Here is a 15,495-nt window from a genome sequence, read left to right as displayed (position 1 = left end):
TACAGAACTTTGTATGCGGGCCTTGCGGTTTCGTCACTTCGCTATGCGGGCCCTCTGGGTAGAATCCCCAGTTGCCCGATGCCGGCGCCGGCATCGCTCAGCTGGTGAATGTGACGTCGGCGGCGTTCGTCACCGCGGCAGTGCGGCCCGGCGCCGTCTGGTAGTGCCAGTAGAGGTTCGTGTGCGCGATGACCTGCTCCGGCGGCGGGGCGCCCCACTGACTCTTGTCGAAGGTGGTGTGCGCGTCACCGACGAGGGTGACGTCGTAGCCGCGGGCGAACGCGCCGTGGATGGTGGACCTGACGCAGGCATCGGTCTCGGCACCGGTCACCACCAGGCGTCCGATACCGGCCTTCGACAGCACCTCTGCCAGGTCGGTATCCTCGAAGGAGTCACCGAACATCTTGTGCACCAACGGTTCCGACTCCAGTCGAACCAGCTCCGGGACGTACTCCCAGCTCTCGCTCCCCCGCACCAACTCCTCGGAGTTGTGCTGAATCCAGACGACCGGCGCACCTTGCTCGCGCGCCCTGTCGACAAGCTCGGCGATGGTGGCGACGACGGCGTCCCGCTGGTGCGCCTCGGCCACGACGCCGTTCTGGACGTCGATCACCAGCAACGCGGTGTTGGGTCGATCCGACAGCACGGTCATGATTGGTCTCCTCTGCTGGCCTGACAACGCGGATCACGGTAGACCAGGCCACCGACAATTACCGTCGACCCGAGATGTCCCGCAAACGAATTCACCGACGCTCGGCGAGTTCGGCCAATCGGTCCAGCGATGCCTGCAGCTTGCTGGGCGTGGTGGCACGGGCGCGGACCATGCGCTTCTCGTCGGTCAGTTGCGACCAGTCGTAAGTGTGGGTGACGCGGGTATGCGTCTCGTCGATGGGCTCGACCTCCCAGCGCCACAGGTGGCCCGGCGGCTGCTCGCCCGGTACCGACGGCAGCCAGGCGATGCGACGGCCCTCTTCGAACTCGACGACGCGGTTGTCGCGGTCGGCGCCGGTGGTGAGCGTCATGGTGAACACGTCACCCACCGCGCGGATCCGTTGCTCCGCCACGGCTTTCGCCAGGTTTTCGTTGCCGTCCCACAGCGGCTGCTGCGCCGGGTCGGCGATCAGCTCGAAGACCTGTTCCGGCGTGGCCGCGATGTCGCGGCTGGCGGTCACGGTGCGCGAAGGCTCGATGTTGTCCGTCATGCTCCTGATCGAAGCATCTCGCGGCCGGGTCGCGCCAGGTGTGCGGCCGTGATCACCTCGCCCGTCTCGCAGATCCGATGCATCAGACGGGCGTGTCCGCAACCTCCTGTTTGCCCGAAAGAGGCGGATTCGTCCCATGTTCACCGCGCGCAGTTCGTTCAGCCCAGTTAAACGTTGTCACTTCAATCCACCGGACAGGGGAGACTGTAAGTGAACGATCGTTATACCCAGTTGTGTATTTCCAGGCGCGGACTGCTGGTCGGCGCGAGTGTCCTCGCCGGGAGCCTGGCGCTACCCGGTATCGCCAACGCGGACAGCAAGTTTCCGATGCCGACCGGCCCGGACATCAATGTGCTGATCACCGGCGACGCGGGCACCGGTGAAGCCGGGCAGCGCGCGGTGGCCACCGCGGCGAAGCGGATCTGCCAGGCCGAGAGGGTGTCGCTGGCGGTCGGGCTCGGCGACAACATCTACGAGGACGGCGCGGAAACCGATGACGACGACGAGTTCTCGACGAAGTTCGAACAACCCAACGCGGGCATCGACGTGCCGTGGTTGATGGTGCTCGGCAATCACGACTGCAGCGGGACCTTCCCCGGCAGCGGCGGAAATCCGAGCAAGGGCGATCACGAGGTCGCCTACCATCGACGCTCCGCCCGCTGGTACATGCCGTCCCGGTATTACCAGGTGGCGCTGCCGACCTCGGGCGAGCCGCTGGTCGAATTCTTCGCGCTGGACACCGTTCCCGTCTCTTCGACGGTGCTGCAGACCGATCCGAACTATCAGTGGAACGGTCCCTACATGCGTCAGCAGCGCCAGTGGCTGGATCGCGCGCTGACCGCGTCCCGCGCGACATGGAAGATCGTGCTGACCCACCATCCGTATCGCAACAACGGAAAGCACGGCAACGCAGGCGCTTACGACGGCGTCACCGTCGGCGACTACATGAGTGGCAGGCACCTGAAGGAGCTCTTCGAAGAGGTCGTCTGCGGCAGAGCGGATTACATCCTCTCCGGCCACGACCACACGCTGCAGATCCTCGATACCGCCGGCGCGGCCCGTGGCACCCAGCAGATCGTCTGCGGCGCCTCCGCCAAGCAGAACGACGGCTCGTCCGCGATCACGAATCAGTCTTTCTGGCAGGACTTTTCGAGCCTCGGCTTCATGATCGCGAAGATTCGCCGCGGTGCGGTCACCCTCGACGCCTACACCGTCGATCCCGCGAGTGGAACGGCGCGACCGGCCTATACCCACGTTCGTCAACGCTGATTTTCCCCAGTTCGCAGCCCGGCAGGTGAGGTCAAACTTGTTGGGCCACTTTGTGCTACCCCGCACAATCCCGAGATTCGGCCCGGCCCCGGATGATTCGTCCAGTTTGCCATCGATCCGACGTCCGATAGCGGACCGATGATCATGAAAACGTCACGAACGCGTCATCGCCGCCTGGTCGACTCGACCTCTGCCCGATCCGGAATCTATGAGATTCGAGGAAGTGCCATGCCGCTACCAAAGCCCACCCGGCTCAGCATCATCGCCGCACTCGCCACCACCCTCATGGTGGGTGCCCCGCAGGCCTCCGCAGCACCCGCATCGACCCCTGAACTCAGGGTGCTGACGTACAACACCTTCCTGATGAGCAAGAACCTGTACCCCAACTGGGGCCAGGACCATCGGGCCGCGGAGATCCCGAAGACCGACTTCTTCAAGGGCAACGACGTTGTCGTGCTGCAGGAGATGTTCGACAACGAGGCCTCCGACGCGCTGAAGGCGAAAGCCAAGGCCGAATACCCGAATCAGACGCCGGTCGTCGGCCGTTCGAAGGACGGCTGGGACGCCACCGGCGGCAAGTACAGTGCCGCGACGCCGGAGGACGGCGGCGTCACCATCCTCAGCAAGTGGCCGATCATCCGCAAGGAGCAGTTCATCTTCGCCGATGCCTGCGGCGCCGACTGGTGGGCCAACAAGGGCATCGCCTACGTGGTGTTGTCGGTCAACGGCAGCAAGGTGCACGTGGTCGGCACGCACAGTCAGTCCACCGACTCCGGCTGTGCCGCCGGTGAGGCCGCGCGCGACAGGTCCTTGCAGTTCAAGGAGATCGACGCGTTCCTCGCCGCGAAGAACATCCCCGCGACCGAACAGGTGCTGCTGGCCGGCGATCTGAACGTCGACTCGCACAGTGCCGAATACGGTTCGATGCTCGCCGACGCCCGCCTCGAGCCCGCCACCGCCCGCACCGGCCACCCGTACTCCTTCGACACCAAGGAGAACTCGATCGCGAACTACCGCTACCCCAGCGACCCCCGCGAGGACCTCGACTACGTCCTGCACCGCAAGGGCCACGCCAAGCCCGCGAGCTGGCAGAACCGCGTCGTCAAGGAGACCTGTCCCGCCTGGACCGTAACCAGCCAGGGCAAGGACTACACCTACACCAACCTGTCCGACCACTACCCGGTAACCGCGGGCGTCTGATCCGCTGCATGACCCCGTCCGCCCCGGTGTCATCCGGGGCGGACGGGGTTCCCGCTGATCAGGGACAAATCCTGGGCACTGGTTTCGGGCCGGTGGTGGGGACTGAAAGTTGTTGCCACGGAACCGGGTCGCGCGTCCTATGATCGCCACACAGCGAGAGTGGAGACGTTTCATGACCACAGTTGCCGACGCCGGTGCCACCGGGTATGCCCGGGTAATCGCGCCGCCGGGGTGGAGCCGCTGGCTGGTGCCGCCCGCCGCGCTGTCGATTCATCTTGCGATCGGGCAGGCGTATGCCTGGAGTGTGTTCAAGCCGCCGTTGGAGAAGGCGATGGACATCTCGGGGACCGGGAGTGCGCTGCCGTTCCAGATCGCGATCGTGATGCTCGGGTTGTCGGCGGCCTTCGGCGGGACGCTGGTCGAGCGGCGGGGGCCGCGGTGGGCGATGACCGTTTCGCTGGTGTGTTTCTCGTCCGGGTTGCTGATCTCGGCGGTCGGCGCGTACGCGAATGCGTACTGGCTCATCGTGTTCGGGTATGGGTTCGTCGGCGGGATCGGGCTCGGTATCGGGTACATCTCCCCCGTCTCCACGCTGATCCGCTGGTTTCCCGATCGGCCGGGCATGGCAACGGGTTTCGCGATCATGGGCTTCGGTGGTGGTGCGTTGATCGCGTCGCCGTGGACGACCCAGCTGCTCTCGACCTTCGGCAAGGACAACGTCGGCATCGCCGAGACCTTCCTGGTCATGGGCTTGGTCTACGCGGTGTTCATGTCGGTCGGCGTCTTGCTCGTGCGGGTGCCGCCGCCGGGATGGCAACCGACTGGCTGGGTGCCGCAGGCGAAAACGGCGAAGCTGGTCAGCGACCATCACGTCACGGCCAACGACGCGATCCGGACGCCGCAGTTCTGGCTGCTGTGGATTGTGTTGTGTTTCAACGTGACCGCGGGCATCGGCATCCTGGAGAAGGCGGCGCCGATGGTGGTCGAGTTCTTCAAGCAGACCTCGACGCCGGTGACGGCGGCTGCCGCGGCGGGCTTCGTCGCGGTGCTGTCCGCGGCCAATATGGCCGGGCGGATCGGCTGGTCGTCGCTGTCGGACGTGATCGGCCGCAAGAACATGTACCGGATCTACCTCGGCGTCGGCGCGATCGCCTACGCGATGGTGTGGTCGGTCGGGCAGACCAACAAGCCGCTGTTCATTCTCGGCGCGATGGTGATCCTGTCGTTCTACGGCGGTGGATTCGCCACGGTGCCGGCGTATCTCAAGGATCTGTTCGGGACCTACCAGGTGGGTGCGATCCACGGTCGGCTGCTCACCGCGTGGTCGGTGGCCGGTGTCGCCGGGCCACTGATCGTCAACGCCATCGCGGATTCCGGTGCGCGGCACGGAAAGACGGGGCCGGCACTGTACGGCCCCTCCTTCGCCATCATGATCGCCCTGCTCTGCGTCGGCTTTGTCGCCAACGAACTGATTCGCCCGGTGGCGGCGAAACACCATCGGAAGGCCCCCACGGCGGCCGATCGCACGGAGGGAAGCCCCGCATGACCGAACTAGACAACGCCGAAACGGCCGCGCCGCGGCGAATTCCGCTGTTGATCTTCGCCTGGCTGTGGGTCGCCGCGCCCTTCGCCTACGGGCTGGATCGCTTGATCGTGAACTTGCTCAAGCTGTTCCAGTAAGTCAGGTGGTCGTGTCACCGGTGTAGACATGCAGCGGGTGCAGTCCCCACGACCTGGCCACCTTCTTCGCTTGGTCGGCTAATTCCGCTGCGGTGTGCGCCATCTCGGGTTTGAAGGCTTCCAGCGACCAGTGGATCCGACCGCCGGATTCCGACAGCCAGGTCGCCAGCGCGACCGGTTGCCTGGCGGTGCGCGGTGCGTCGAGGCCCTGGACCACGGCGCGCTTCATGTGTAGCGACGGCTCGAAGTGGCCGAGTTGCGGCGCGATGTACGAGTCGAGCACGCCCATGTTGGAACACATTCCGACGGTGATCGGCACCGTCTCCAGCAGTCGGTGCACGACGCCGTCGGGCAGCACGTCGAGCAGATCGGGTGGCATCTGGCGCGGCTGTGAGAGCACGCCGGAACCGACCGTCGCGACCGCCTCGAACGCCGCCTTGCTCACCGCGCGCAGCGCGGTCAGGTCGTGGCTGTCCAGCCAGTCGCGCTGCACCACCACCGGCACCCTGGTGAACGAATTCGCGTCCTGCTGATCGTGTGCGCGCAGGATCCGCACGGCGGGCGTCAGGACCGGCGGGATGTTGTCGATCAGCGGGCAGCGGCGCAGCAGGTCGGCGGTCAACGCCAGATACAGCGTGTTGGTCGTGCCGCCGTCGCGTGCGGCCGCCGATTTCCATTGCGCCGCATCGAAGGTGACGACCGCTGACTGCTCGCGCCAACCCTGTGGGTCCGGTTCGGGTTCCGGCGTGCGAGAGAGCAGTGCCGCGCGCACGGCCGCGCGGTGCCGGGGATCGCGGGCGGCCCGCCTGATCTCCGTAACGGCCTGTCGCGCAACGGTGATGCCGCGGTGCGCACCGTCGGCGAGTTCGTCCCACAGGCCGACCCGAGCATCGAGACCGCCGCTAGTGGCGAGTTGTGGGTCGACCAAGCCGGCTTCGGCCAGCAATCCCGCATGGCCGTCGGCGACCGCGTGCGACTTGGTCAGGCAGACGACCATGCCACCGGAATGCGTTGGCACCGCCGACAATCGCCACCCGTATCCCCCATCGGGATCGAGCCGATACTGCCCCTGCTCGTTCGCCCACGTCAACGCGTCGGCCGCATCGATCGGATCGGGCGCGACATACAGCGGCAGCGCGGTGTCGGCATGCACCCAGCGCGCCCGCGCGAACGGTACCGCCGGGCGGTGCACCCGCCGCGTCAACGGCCCGGACTTCAGCAGCTCGTACATCGCATTCAGCTGCTCGTCGCTCGGCCGACAGCCCAGCACGGTCAGCGTCTGCGTGACAACGGGCATGCCGTAACCGTGGTGCAGCCGCAGGAACGCCTTGTCGGTGAGATTGACATACACCGGCGCAGCCGACGAGGCCCCACCCTGGCGACTGATGTTGTCCCGATCGGCCCGGAAGCCGCGAGTGATGGTTGCCATGAACGCTCCTGTACCTCAGGCCGCGCGATCGATCACGTCTTCGTCCGCGGCCGAGACCGACCCGCTCGTCGGTATCGAGAATTTCGGGCAATACGCCCAATCAGCGGATTCCGGTTATTCGCACCGAATAGTCACGCATCCGACACAGGTTGTCTCCCCGCCGGATTGGAAAGCAAAACGCTCCCACCGAATACGAGTACTCATTCGTTAATCTACCGTAACCGCCGATCCCGAACACCGGTGATTACGACCACATAAATAACCCGTAAGTTTTGGTTCGCCGGGCGGGGCACCCGCAGCGCGGCTCGATGTTGCGCGGGACGGCCGCTCGTCCGGTGTTTCGATCCCGCGTCGCCGGGTATCTGCCGGACGTTCGGTTCGACGGAGATGAGGGCGTCTGATGAGTGGGTTGTCGGCTGGGACGGAGCGGGCCGGGGGTGGGAAGACGTCGTCTGCGGCGGGGCGGATCGCGCAGAACGGGGTGTTCGAGCGGTTTGCGCGGGGCGGGTTCGTCATGACGGGGATCGTTCATTTGATCGTCGGGTACATCGCGATCCGGATTGCGCTCGGCGGGTCGGGGGGCAACGCCGACCAGTCGGGGGCCATGGCAGAGTTGGTCAGCAAACCTGGCGGCGTGATCGTCATGTGGATCGGTGTTTTCGCGTTCCTGCTGATGGGGCTGTGGCGGATTGCGGAGGCGGTCTTCGGTAGTGCGTCGAAACCCGAAGCCGATAATAAGAAGAAAGAGGCGTTCCATCGGGTCAAGGCGTTTTCGCTGGCAGTGATCTACTTCTCGTTCGCCCTGTCCGCGTTCGGATTCGCACGCGGCAGTGGCAAATCCAGCAGCCAGCAGAGTGCCGGAATCACCGGGCGGTTGATGCAGAATACGGCGGGCAAGGTCGCGCTCGTCGTAGCCGGACTGATCATCATCGGGATTGGTGGATACCACGTGTACAAGGGGATCAGCCGGAAGTTCCTCAAAGACCTCGATGGCAACACCGGTGACCTGGTGCGGCGGCTCGGTATGGCCGGATACCTCGCGAAGGGTCTCGCTGTTGCCGCTATCGGGTTGTTGGTGATCCTCGCCGTGGGGCATGCGGAGCCGGGTAAGGCCGCCGGGCTCGATGGGGCGTTGAAAACCCTTGGGGCGCAGCCTTATGGCGTGATTCTGCTGGTCGTGGCCGGTCTCGGCATCATCACCTATGGTCTCTACAGCTTCGTCATGGCGCGCTACGCCAGGATGTAGTGATCGGCGGTGGGGCAAGATCGAGGTATGGGCCCTACCACCGGACCGCCGGTACCTGAGACCGTGCACGAGTTCCGCGGTCTCGCGCGCACCCGGCTGCGCGAATTCCCGCACACCGAAGTTCCCGACGCCCCGGGTATTCGGCGGGCGGCCGTGCTGCTGTGTGTCGTCGGCGAAAGCGACGGCGCACCGTCGGTAGTCGTCATCAGGCGGGCCTACCGTGGGCGCAATGCTGGGCAGTGGGGATTGCCGGGCGGTCGGCTGGACGCGGGTGAGACCGCGGAGCAGGCCGTATTGCGCGAGCTGCACGAGGAACTCGGCCTGACCGCCACCCCGGCCGACCTGCTCGGCAGGCTCGATGACTTCCCCGCGGCTTCGGGTTTCGTGATCACCCCTTTCGTCGCCGCGTTGGCTGATACCGCTGATCTGAAGCCGAGCCCCGACGAAGTTCACTCCGTGCACCTGGTTCGGCTCGCCCGACTGGTCGCCGACGACGTACCGCACTGGGTCGCTCGGCACGAGGCCGTGCCGCAGCCCGAACTGCGCGACGCGGCGGCATCCGTCCCGGAAAGTGTTGGCCTGCTGCAGATGCGGCTCGGCGAGGGCATGACCATTCATGCCCCCACCGGCGCGCTGCTCTGGCAGTTCCGCGAGGTCGTGCTACTCGGGCGCGATCACGCCGACGCCCGAGTAGCCCACTTCACCCAACCCGACTGGACTCAGCACTGACGCCGAGTTCAGGCCGCGCGGCGACCCATTGCGTGCACGGTGCCGTCCGTGGTGAGCACGAACAACCAGTCACCCGTCACCGACATCGCCGAGGCAACCGACCCACCTAAGTCGTACTGGCTCAGGACTTTTCCGGTCTTGCGGTCGAGCACAACCAGCCGCCCGTCCCAGGTGCCGACGTAAACCACGGTCTCGGTGGTCAGCGCGTGCATCGCGGGCGTGTTGGGCGCGGCCGTACACCCCGCCGCCACCCGCGCGGGATCATCGAGCGGACCGGTGCCCGGCAGGTAGCCGATTCCGGTCTGCCACAAGGGTTCAGCCGGTTTACTCGCCGAGGTGTCGAACGCACGAACGGTGCCATCGATGGCCGCGACATAGACCAGCTGCCCGCGAACGGCGGCACTGGTCACCGGCGGCGGCCCCGGTTCACAAGCGCTGCCCGGGATGTCCGCGTGCCACAGTGCGCGCCCGTCGCGCGGGTCGTGGCCGCTGAGACCCCCACCGGTCATGGTGATCACTTGGCGGTTTCCATCGGTGAACGCCGGAGACGAGTGGCTGAACAGTCCGCCCGCGGTATCGACGGAATAGCGGCGGCCGCAGGTGGTCAGGTCCATCGCGATGAGCGTCTGGCTCGAACCCGACTGCAGATAAGCGGTTTTCGCGTCCGACCCGCGCACGGCAGTGCTGTGCAACTCGCCCCAGCCCGCGGGTGCGGCGAAGCCACCGTCGAGCCGCTTCCCGCTCCCGGCGTCCCGGCAGACGATCTGGTCGTACGCCTGGTAGACCGCGACCGCGCGATGCTGCTCGGGTAGGTCGAAGACGCTCACCGGACCGCCAGCCCGGCCATACCGGCGCACGGTCTTTCCGGTGCGGTTCTCGTCATCGATGGTCTGCCATTCGACGGCACCGGTGCGCGAGTTGAGCGCGTAGACGCGGCCGACCGCGGTGCTGAGATATACCCGGCCGCCCTGCACGGTCGGGAAGGACTCGGCGTCACCGTCCAGATAGGTCCGCCACAGCTCCCTGCCGGTGTCGCGGTGGTAGGCCAGCACCTGGTTGTAGGGCGAGGCGAAGGCCTGGGCGGTCACGATCACGAGGTCGCCTGCCACGGCGGCTCCGTTGAGGCCGAAGTGCTCGCCGGTGTTGGCCGACCACTGCTGGTCCAGCACCGCACCCGGGTCGGATGCCGCGGCGGATCCCCCTGATTCGGTACCGCCCTGGCGCAGCCAGTCGGCACCCGCCGCAGGTGGCGAGCCGACGGGCAGCACGCGGAACGCGCCCTGCATCGCGGGCCATTTCCCGCCCGCGGTATCGGTCGCGGTCGCCTCGACGCGGTAGGTCCCCGGCTGCAGAAACGGAATGCTGCCGTGTGCGGTCGCCCAATTGGCGCGGACGGCCGGGCACGACTCGGCCCGCCCACCCGGCGGGGTGTAGCAGTTCACCCAGCCGGGCGGTGCTTGCGTGCTGCCGAAGCGCAGATCCGCGCGCCACACCTCGCCGCCACGTTCAGCACGCACCAAGACCTGAGCACCAGCCGGAGTCCGACCGGCATCCTCGACGTACAGGTCGACCGGGATGGCGACGCCTGCCCGATGCGCGCTGTCCGGTGCGGGACTGACCAGTGCCGTGCGGTCGCGCACGAAGAACTGCCGGTGCGTGCCGGAAACGTAACCGGTGTCCTCGTTCACCGGCGTCGCCGGATCGTCGGTGATGCCGGCGAAGTCCAGTACCTGGTAGCCGGGCCGCGCGCCGTCGATGCCGTAGGTGGCACCCATGTTGTTGACCTCCACCGAGCGTCGGAACGCGCCGCGGCGGAACTCGGTCTGCTGATTGTGGCCCGCGGCGAACATCCGCACGTCATAGCGGGCGAGTTCGTCGACGATCGGCTGAATGGCTTGTCCCGCGCCCCATTTGGTGAACAGCGAGCGATGCGCGAAAACGAAAACCTGTTTGCCGGTGGCATGGCGGCGTAGATCCTCACGCAGCCATTGCAGCTGTGGGCCGAGACCGGAGGTGTCGTAGTTGTCCTCCAGCACCACGAGGTGGCGGCCGTTGCGGTCGAAGCTGTACCACTCCGGTCCCATGTTGCGCCGATAGATCTCCATGCTCGCGGCGTATCCGGTGGTCTTTCCGGTCCCGCCCGCGTCGTGGTTGCCCATCACCGGATAGAACGGACGACCGAAGCGGCCCTTGGTCAGGCCGGCGCGCAGGATGTCGTAGCTGCCTTGGCGACGCTCGGGCGCGGTGTAATCGGTGACGGTGATGTCGCCGGTCGCGATGGCGACGGTGGCTTCCCGGTTCCGCGCCATTGCCTCGACCTGGCCGGTCCACTGGGCCAGCGTGCTTGCGGCGGAGGCGTCGCTGCGATTGTCGGTTTCGCTGTCGGACAACATCAGCCACGGTTCACGCGGATCCGCCGCACGCTTGTCGGGGACGAGGGCGAAGTCGATGTTGTCCTGCCGGGGCTTGCCCTCGTCGAGCGCGCGAAAGTAGCGCGGCACCGAGTCTTCCCGCAGTACCGGGGTGTACCCATCCGGGGAGACGATGTTGATCAGATCGGTTTCCCGACGACCCGGATCGATCCGCAGCCGGTAGCCGCCGTCTATATCGGTCGTCGCCCAGACCGCTCCATCGGTGACAGAGACACCTGCCAGTCCTTGCTCGCCACTGTCACGAATTCCGTTGCCGTTCAAGTCGATGAATACCGTGCCCCGCGCCTCGACCGAGGCGTCCGCCGCGTACGCCGGACCAGGTGCGGCAATCACGGTCAGGATTACGAAAAGACCTATCAAACATTTCCACACGGAAATAATTCTATTGGAACAAACCCGCCGCGACACCGACTCTCGCTACAGTTCGCCCGCTGTATCACCGATGTTCAGGCTAGCAATTGGTGCTTCCACACGCGAAGATCGTGGCATCCTCGGAGGACGTGGCGGAGCCGACCGTTTCATTGGCTGCGTCGGTGAGTGACGCCTTGATCCGAACATCCTTGCCGGTATCCCATTCGGCCGAGGACCGGACTTTAACAAGCTCGGAGTGTATCGCGCCGTCGCAGTTCAGATTCCCCAGGTTTCCCTTGCCAGTCGCGCTTCCGTGGAATGGGACCTGGGTTGCGGTAATGCCGATTTTTGAGATCCCAGAACCGGGGTCACAGGCGTATTTGACGCTTACGGTGATCACTTGCGGTTCTTCACCCTCACCACCGTCAAAGCCTCGGGCCTCGGTACCGATGGAGAGAGTGGTCACCGCGTGTGCCAAGGGCGCAACACCTATCAATATGCCATTGAAAAGAAGTGCGCTGCCTGCGACGAGGGTGGCATTTCGGACACGACCAATACGCATCGCAATCCCATCTGTTGAGGTAAACCCGCTGGACGGGTTCACGGTACTGCCACGGATAGCTCGAGCTATCGGAAGACACGCCCCTAGTCCTCCACGAAGGTCGCGGCATTCCGGCGCCGGCGATCCACGGTCACCGTGAATACGTCGGGGCGGGCGTAATGACCGGTCGGGTCGAAATTCTGCCGCTCCCTTGCCACTTCGGCCGGATCTATATCGGCGATGACAAGGCGCTCTTCGCCGATCACCGGTTCGATCAGCCAGCTGCCATTCGGGCCTGCGATGGCGGACCCACCGTCGTATCCCGCTGACTTGTCGAGCGCGAGAAGTTCGTCGCGGAATGGGAAATCGGTTGGCACGTCGGCATAGTCGAGCACGGCGCCGACCGCGAGCGAGTACACCCGGCCTTCCATGGCGACGAACCGGGTGATGTCCCTGGTGTTTCGGACCGAGCCCGGCCAGGTGGAGACGTGCAGGGTCGCGCCGTCGGCATACAGGGCGTGCCGAGCCTGCGGCATCCAGTTCTCCCAGCAGGACAGTCCGCCGACCCGGAACTCGCCGACATCGTGCGCGCGCAGTCCGTGCCCGTCGCCGATCCCCCAGACCATCCGTTCCTCGTGCGTCGGCATCAGCTTGCGATGCGCGCTGACCACGCCGCGGGCCGGATCGATGGCGACCAAGGTGCAGTACACGGTGCCGCGAACGCGCTCGGTGATGCCGAGGTAGCAGAACACGCCGAGGTCGGCGACCGCCTCGCGTACTGTCGCGAGGTGCGGGCCGTCGAGAGTGACCGCCGCATCCAAATAGTAAGCGTAGGCGGCCTTTTGGGCCGGATTGTCGAATCGGGCTCCGCCGGTTCGCGCCAGCCAGATCGGGTAGCCGGACAGGAAGGTCTCCGGAAAGGCGACGAGATCCACCCCCGCCGCCGCGGCCTGGGTCAAGTAGTCGACAACAATCTTCGTACCGGCCGTCGGATCGAGCCAGGCAGGTCGTGCCTGCGCCGCAGCAATTCGCATGACCCGACACTAACCACATCGCCGAATGCACAAGGGCTTTGCCGGTTTCAATTGCCCTCGCCGATCTGCCCGTTCATCCAGTCACCGAGCCACTGGATGGCGTTGCGACCCGAGTCGTCGACAACGAGCGCACCGTAGTTGATGTGTGCGTTCGAGGCGAAAAAGCTTGCGGCGCTGAAGCCGTCGCGAATGAGGGCGAGCAGGTTGAGGCCTCGGGTCGGCGGCGCGGCCTTGGTGAGTGCGCCGCTCAGGTCGTCGAGGTCGAGGTGCTGGGAGTTGTTGCTGGTGAGCAGGCCGGTCGCGACCGAGGCCAGCTCGAGGCCGACCGGCAGCAGCCCGGACAGCACGGCCGCCGCACCGGCCGGGTCGGCCGCATGCCCGGGTGGCGGAGCCAGTTTCTCCAGCACGGACCACGCGATTTCCTGAATCTGGCCGACGAGGGTCGCCATCCGGATGACATCGACGTTGGACAGGATCGCGGTCATCGACGTCGCGATCTGGACGTAGCCCTGCGAGTTCGGCACCGTCGACAGCACCTGTGCGACCGACTTCAGGTCGGCGCTCGCGACCAGGTCGACCAATGGTTTGAACTGATTGTTCAGCGCACCGGCGACCTGATGGGCGCCCTGGGCGTCCATCGCCGCCACCTTCTGCGGCAGCAGTGCGAGGTTGTCCAGGATCGCGCGGAAGTCGAGCGCGGTGACGTTGGCGACGACATCGAGCGTCTGGTCGACCAGCACAGTCGGTCTCAGCATCGCCAGGATCTTCGCCGCCGAGCCGAGCAGGGCCGCAGGCAGGTCGGCCAGCGGTGCGACCTGCCCGACCAGTGCATTGATCTTGATCGTCAGCGTGGCCGCGTCGGGCGAGTTCACCTGGAGTGTGCGAATTCCCCGGCTCAACAGGCTGGTCGCGGTGTCGGCGATCGTGCTCACCGCCGTCGCGGCGCCGGTCAGGTCGGACTCCTCGACCTTGGACAGCACCTGGCCCGCATTGTTCTCGGCGGATCCGGCCGGGGCAGCGGCCAATCGATCGGCAGCGCTGGAATCTTGCAGACCGGCAAGCGCTTTGAGGGTGACCTCCAGCTTTGCCGCGGTGTCGCGGACGCGGGTCAGGTTGATGCCGCCTGGCGCGGTGAGGCTGGTGGACAGCTCGTCGACGGCACCGGCCAGACCAGGGAGGTCGGCCTTGGTGACATTCGCCGTCAGCGTCTTGGCCATGCTGGAGTTGCCGAGCACCTTGCTCAGGAGCGAGCCGAGCTTCCCGAGTAACGGGTTGTCGCCCTTCTTGATCGAGCAATACAGGTCGCCCGGGTCGCAGATCGAGCTGACTCGGCCGGTGAGCTTGCCCATGCCCGCCGGCCGGGGATCGGCGATCCCCGAGCCCGCGGTGTGCGGGCCGACGACCGTTTCGCCCTTGGTGCCTGCGGCGGGGTCGGCGATGAGGCCGACGGCCAAGACCCGCTCCGGTGGCACGGGTCCGCGGTCGTTGCCGATCTCGGCGGCGACATCGCCCGCGGCGTCCGCGCCCTGGCTGTAGCCGGTGATCGTGAATTTGGCGGCGGGACAACGCCTGTCGTAGTCGCGCAGCGCCTTGCGGGCATTGACCAGCGCGGTGTTCTTGCTGTCCGCGTAGGTGTGACCGTTGTCGAAGGCACGGGCCATGTACGGCGTGAAGTAGATGTCGGATTTGGGGCCCTGCTGCCGCTGGATCGCCTCGGCGATCGGCCGGAGCATGCCGATCGGCTGTGCGGGATCGGCGTTTTCGTTGGTCTCCCAGGTGCCAGGGATGAACAGATTGAACGTCTCGGCGCAGTCGGCCGGCGCCGCGTGCGCGAGGGCCGGAGCGGCGACGGTAGCGGAGGCGACGGCCACCCCGATGGCCATCATCGTCGCCACCACGTAGCGATTGGACGAATGCAGGACTGACATCGGAACCTCACTACCGAGCTCGGTCGACCGCTCAGCGCCGAACGGCGGAGTCGGCCGATTCGACCGGAGAACAACGGGGGAAGCGGGCGAGGAGGTATCGCGCGGAATTTCCTTGGCACTGCTCACGCATATTCAGCGCGGCGACCGTTGGCGCCGCGCTGAATATCGCGAATTACCGGTCAGGACAGATTGCCGACAAGCAAGCTGAGCAGTTTCAGGGCCACCTTGGCGATATCCAGCCCGGTGCCGAGCGATCCGGTCGATGACCCACCGCCACTGAGCGAATCGCCCGCATCGCTGGAGCCGGTACCGGCGGCAATGTAATTAACGGTGTCCATAACGCTGAGGAGAGTCGACATGTCTCAAACCGCCTGTCTTGTAACAGTATTACACCGAGCAGCACCTGAGCTCAGGTGCCGTGACTATGGGATGTTGGCAGCCACAAGATTCCCCT

14 protein-coding genes are annotated in these 15,495 nt (G+C 66.0%); 6 read left to right on the top strand and 8 right to left on the bottom strand.

Annotation, left to right across the window (positions count from 1 at the left end; genetic code table 11):
* Nucleotides 1–97: 97 nt before the first annotated feature.
* Both ABZ942_RS00490 and ABZ942_RS00485 read right to left on the bottom strand, forming a co-directional pair.
* On the bottom strand, nucleotides 98–652 hold the full coding sequence (locus tag ABZ942_RS00490; protein WP_357377542.1) for a cysteine hydrolase family protein: 555 nt from the start codon (nucleotides 650–652) through the stop codon (nucleotides 98–100).
* Between the two features lie 91 nt (nucleotides 653–743).
* The gene (locus tag ABZ942_RS00485; protein WP_357377540.1) at nucleotides 744–1,202 is read right to left on the bottom strand and encodes an SRPBCC family protein; all 459 of its coding nucleotides are present in this window, start codon (nucleotides 1,200–1,202) and stop codon (nucleotides 744–746) included.
* A gap of 210 nt (nucleotides 1,203–1,412) precedes the next feature.
* Here ABZ942_RS00485 and ABZ942_RS00480 point away from each other — a divergent pair, with 210 nt between their 5' ends.
* The 4 genes from ABZ942_RS00480 to ABZ942_RS00465 all read left to right on the top strand — a co-directional run bounded on the left by ABZ942_RS00480 (nucleotide 1,413) and on the right by ABZ942_RS00465 (nucleotide 5,351).
* Nucleotides 1,413–2,471 carry a metallophosphoesterase gene (locus tag ABZ942_RS00480; RefSeq protein WP_357377538.1) on the top strand — a complete coding sequence of 353 codons (1,059 nt, stop codon included), beginning with the start codon at nucleotides 1,413–1,415 and terminating at the stop codon, nucleotides 2,469–2,471.
* Nucleotides 2,472–2,699: 228 nt separating this feature from the next.
* Complete coding sequence (sph, locus tag ABZ942_RS00475) at nucleotides 2,700–3,671, top strand: sphingomyelin phosphodiesterase (protein WP_357377536.1); 972 nt, start codon at nucleotides 2,700–2,702, stop codon at nucleotides 3,669–3,671.
* Between the two features lie 172 nt (nucleotides 3,672–3,843).
* Complete coding sequence (locus tag ABZ942_RS00470) at nucleotides 3,844–5,217, top strand: OFA family MFS transporter (RefSeq protein WP_357377534.1); 1,374 nt, start codon at nucleotides 3,844–3,846, stop codon at nucleotides 5,215–5,217.
* Nucleotides 5,214–5,351, top strand: coding sequence for a hypothetical protein (locus tag ABZ942_RS00465; RefSeq protein ID WP_357377532.1), 138 nt, complete (start codon nucleotides 5,214–5,216; stop codon nucleotides 5,349–5,351). Before ABZ942_RS00470 ends, ABZ942_RS00465 begins: the two co-directional genes overlap by 4 nt.
* A 1-nt stretch (nucleotide 5,352) precedes the next feature.
* On the opposite strand, the gene ABZ942_RS00460 is transcribed toward ABZ942_RS00465, so the two are convergent.
* Nucleotides 5,353–6,780 (bottom strand): hypothetical protein, encoded by a 1,428-nt coding sequence (locus ABZ942_RS00460; RefSeq protein ID WP_357377530.1) that lies wholly within the window; start codon nucleotides 6,778–6,780, stop codon nucleotides 5,353–5,355.
* A 400-nt stretch (nucleotides 6,781–7,180) separates the two neighbouring features.
* Between ABZ942_RS00460 and ABZ942_RS00455 the strand changes: the two genes are divergently transcribed.
* Nucleotides 7,181–8,026 (top strand): DUF1206 domain-containing protein, encoded by an 846-nt coding sequence (locus tag ABZ942_RS00455; RefSeq protein WP_357377528.1) that lies wholly within the window; start codon nucleotides 7,181–7,183, stop codon nucleotides 8,024–8,026.
* Between the two features lie 27 nt (nucleotides 8,027–8,053).
* The gene (locus ABZ942_RS00450; protein ID WP_357377527.1) at nucleotides 8,054–8,755 is read left to right on the top strand and encodes a CoA pyrophosphatase; all 702 of its coding nucleotides are present in this window, start codon (nucleotides 8,054–8,056) and stop codon (nucleotides 8,753–8,755) included.
* A gap of 8 nt (nucleotides 8,756–8,763) precedes the next feature.
* On the opposite strand, the gene ABZ942_RS00445 is transcribed toward ABZ942_RS00450, so the two are convergent.
* From ABZ942_RS00445 to ABZ942_RS00425, 5 genes are all read right to left on the bottom strand, one after another.
* The gene (locus tag ABZ942_RS00445; protein WP_357377525.1) at nucleotides 8,764–11,559 is read right to left on the bottom strand and encodes a PQQ-binding-like beta-propeller repeat protein; all 2,796 of its coding nucleotides are present in this window, start codon (nucleotides 11,557–11,559) and stop codon (nucleotides 8,764–8,766) included.
* A 79-nt stretch (nucleotides 11,560–11,638) separates the two neighbouring features.
* Nucleotides 11,639–12,100, bottom strand: coding sequence for a hypothetical protein (locus ABZ942_RS00440; RefSeq protein WP_357377523.1), 462 nt, complete (start codon nucleotides 12,098–12,100; stop codon nucleotides 11,639–11,641).
* Between the two features lie 83 nt (nucleotides 12,101–12,183).
* Nucleotides 12,184–13,113, bottom strand: coding sequence for a carbon-nitrogen hydrolase family protein (locus tag ABZ942_RS00435; protein WP_357377521.1), 930 nt, complete (start codon nucleotides 13,111–13,113; stop codon nucleotides 12,184–12,186).
* Nucleotides 13,114–13,160: 47 nt separating this feature from the next.
* A complete protein-coding gene (locus ABZ942_RS00430; protein ID WP_357377519.1) occupies nucleotides 13,161–15,041 on the bottom strand; it encodes a cutinase family protein in 1,881 nt (626 codons plus the stop codon).
* Between the two features lie 179 nt (nucleotides 15,042–15,220).
* Nucleotides 15,221–15,379, bottom strand: coding sequence for a hypothetical protein (locus ABZ942_RS00425; protein WP_357377517.1), 159 nt, complete (start codon nucleotides 15,377–15,379; stop codon nucleotides 15,221–15,223).
* Nucleotides 15,380–15,495 lie beyond the last annotated feature (116 nt).

Source organism: Nocardia sp. NPDC046473 (assembly GCF_040645995.1).
Lineage (GTDB): Bacteria > Actinomycetota > Actinomycetes > Mycobacteriales > Mycobacteriaceae > Nocardia.
This window is presented reverse-complemented; position numbering and strand designations above follow the sequence as displayed.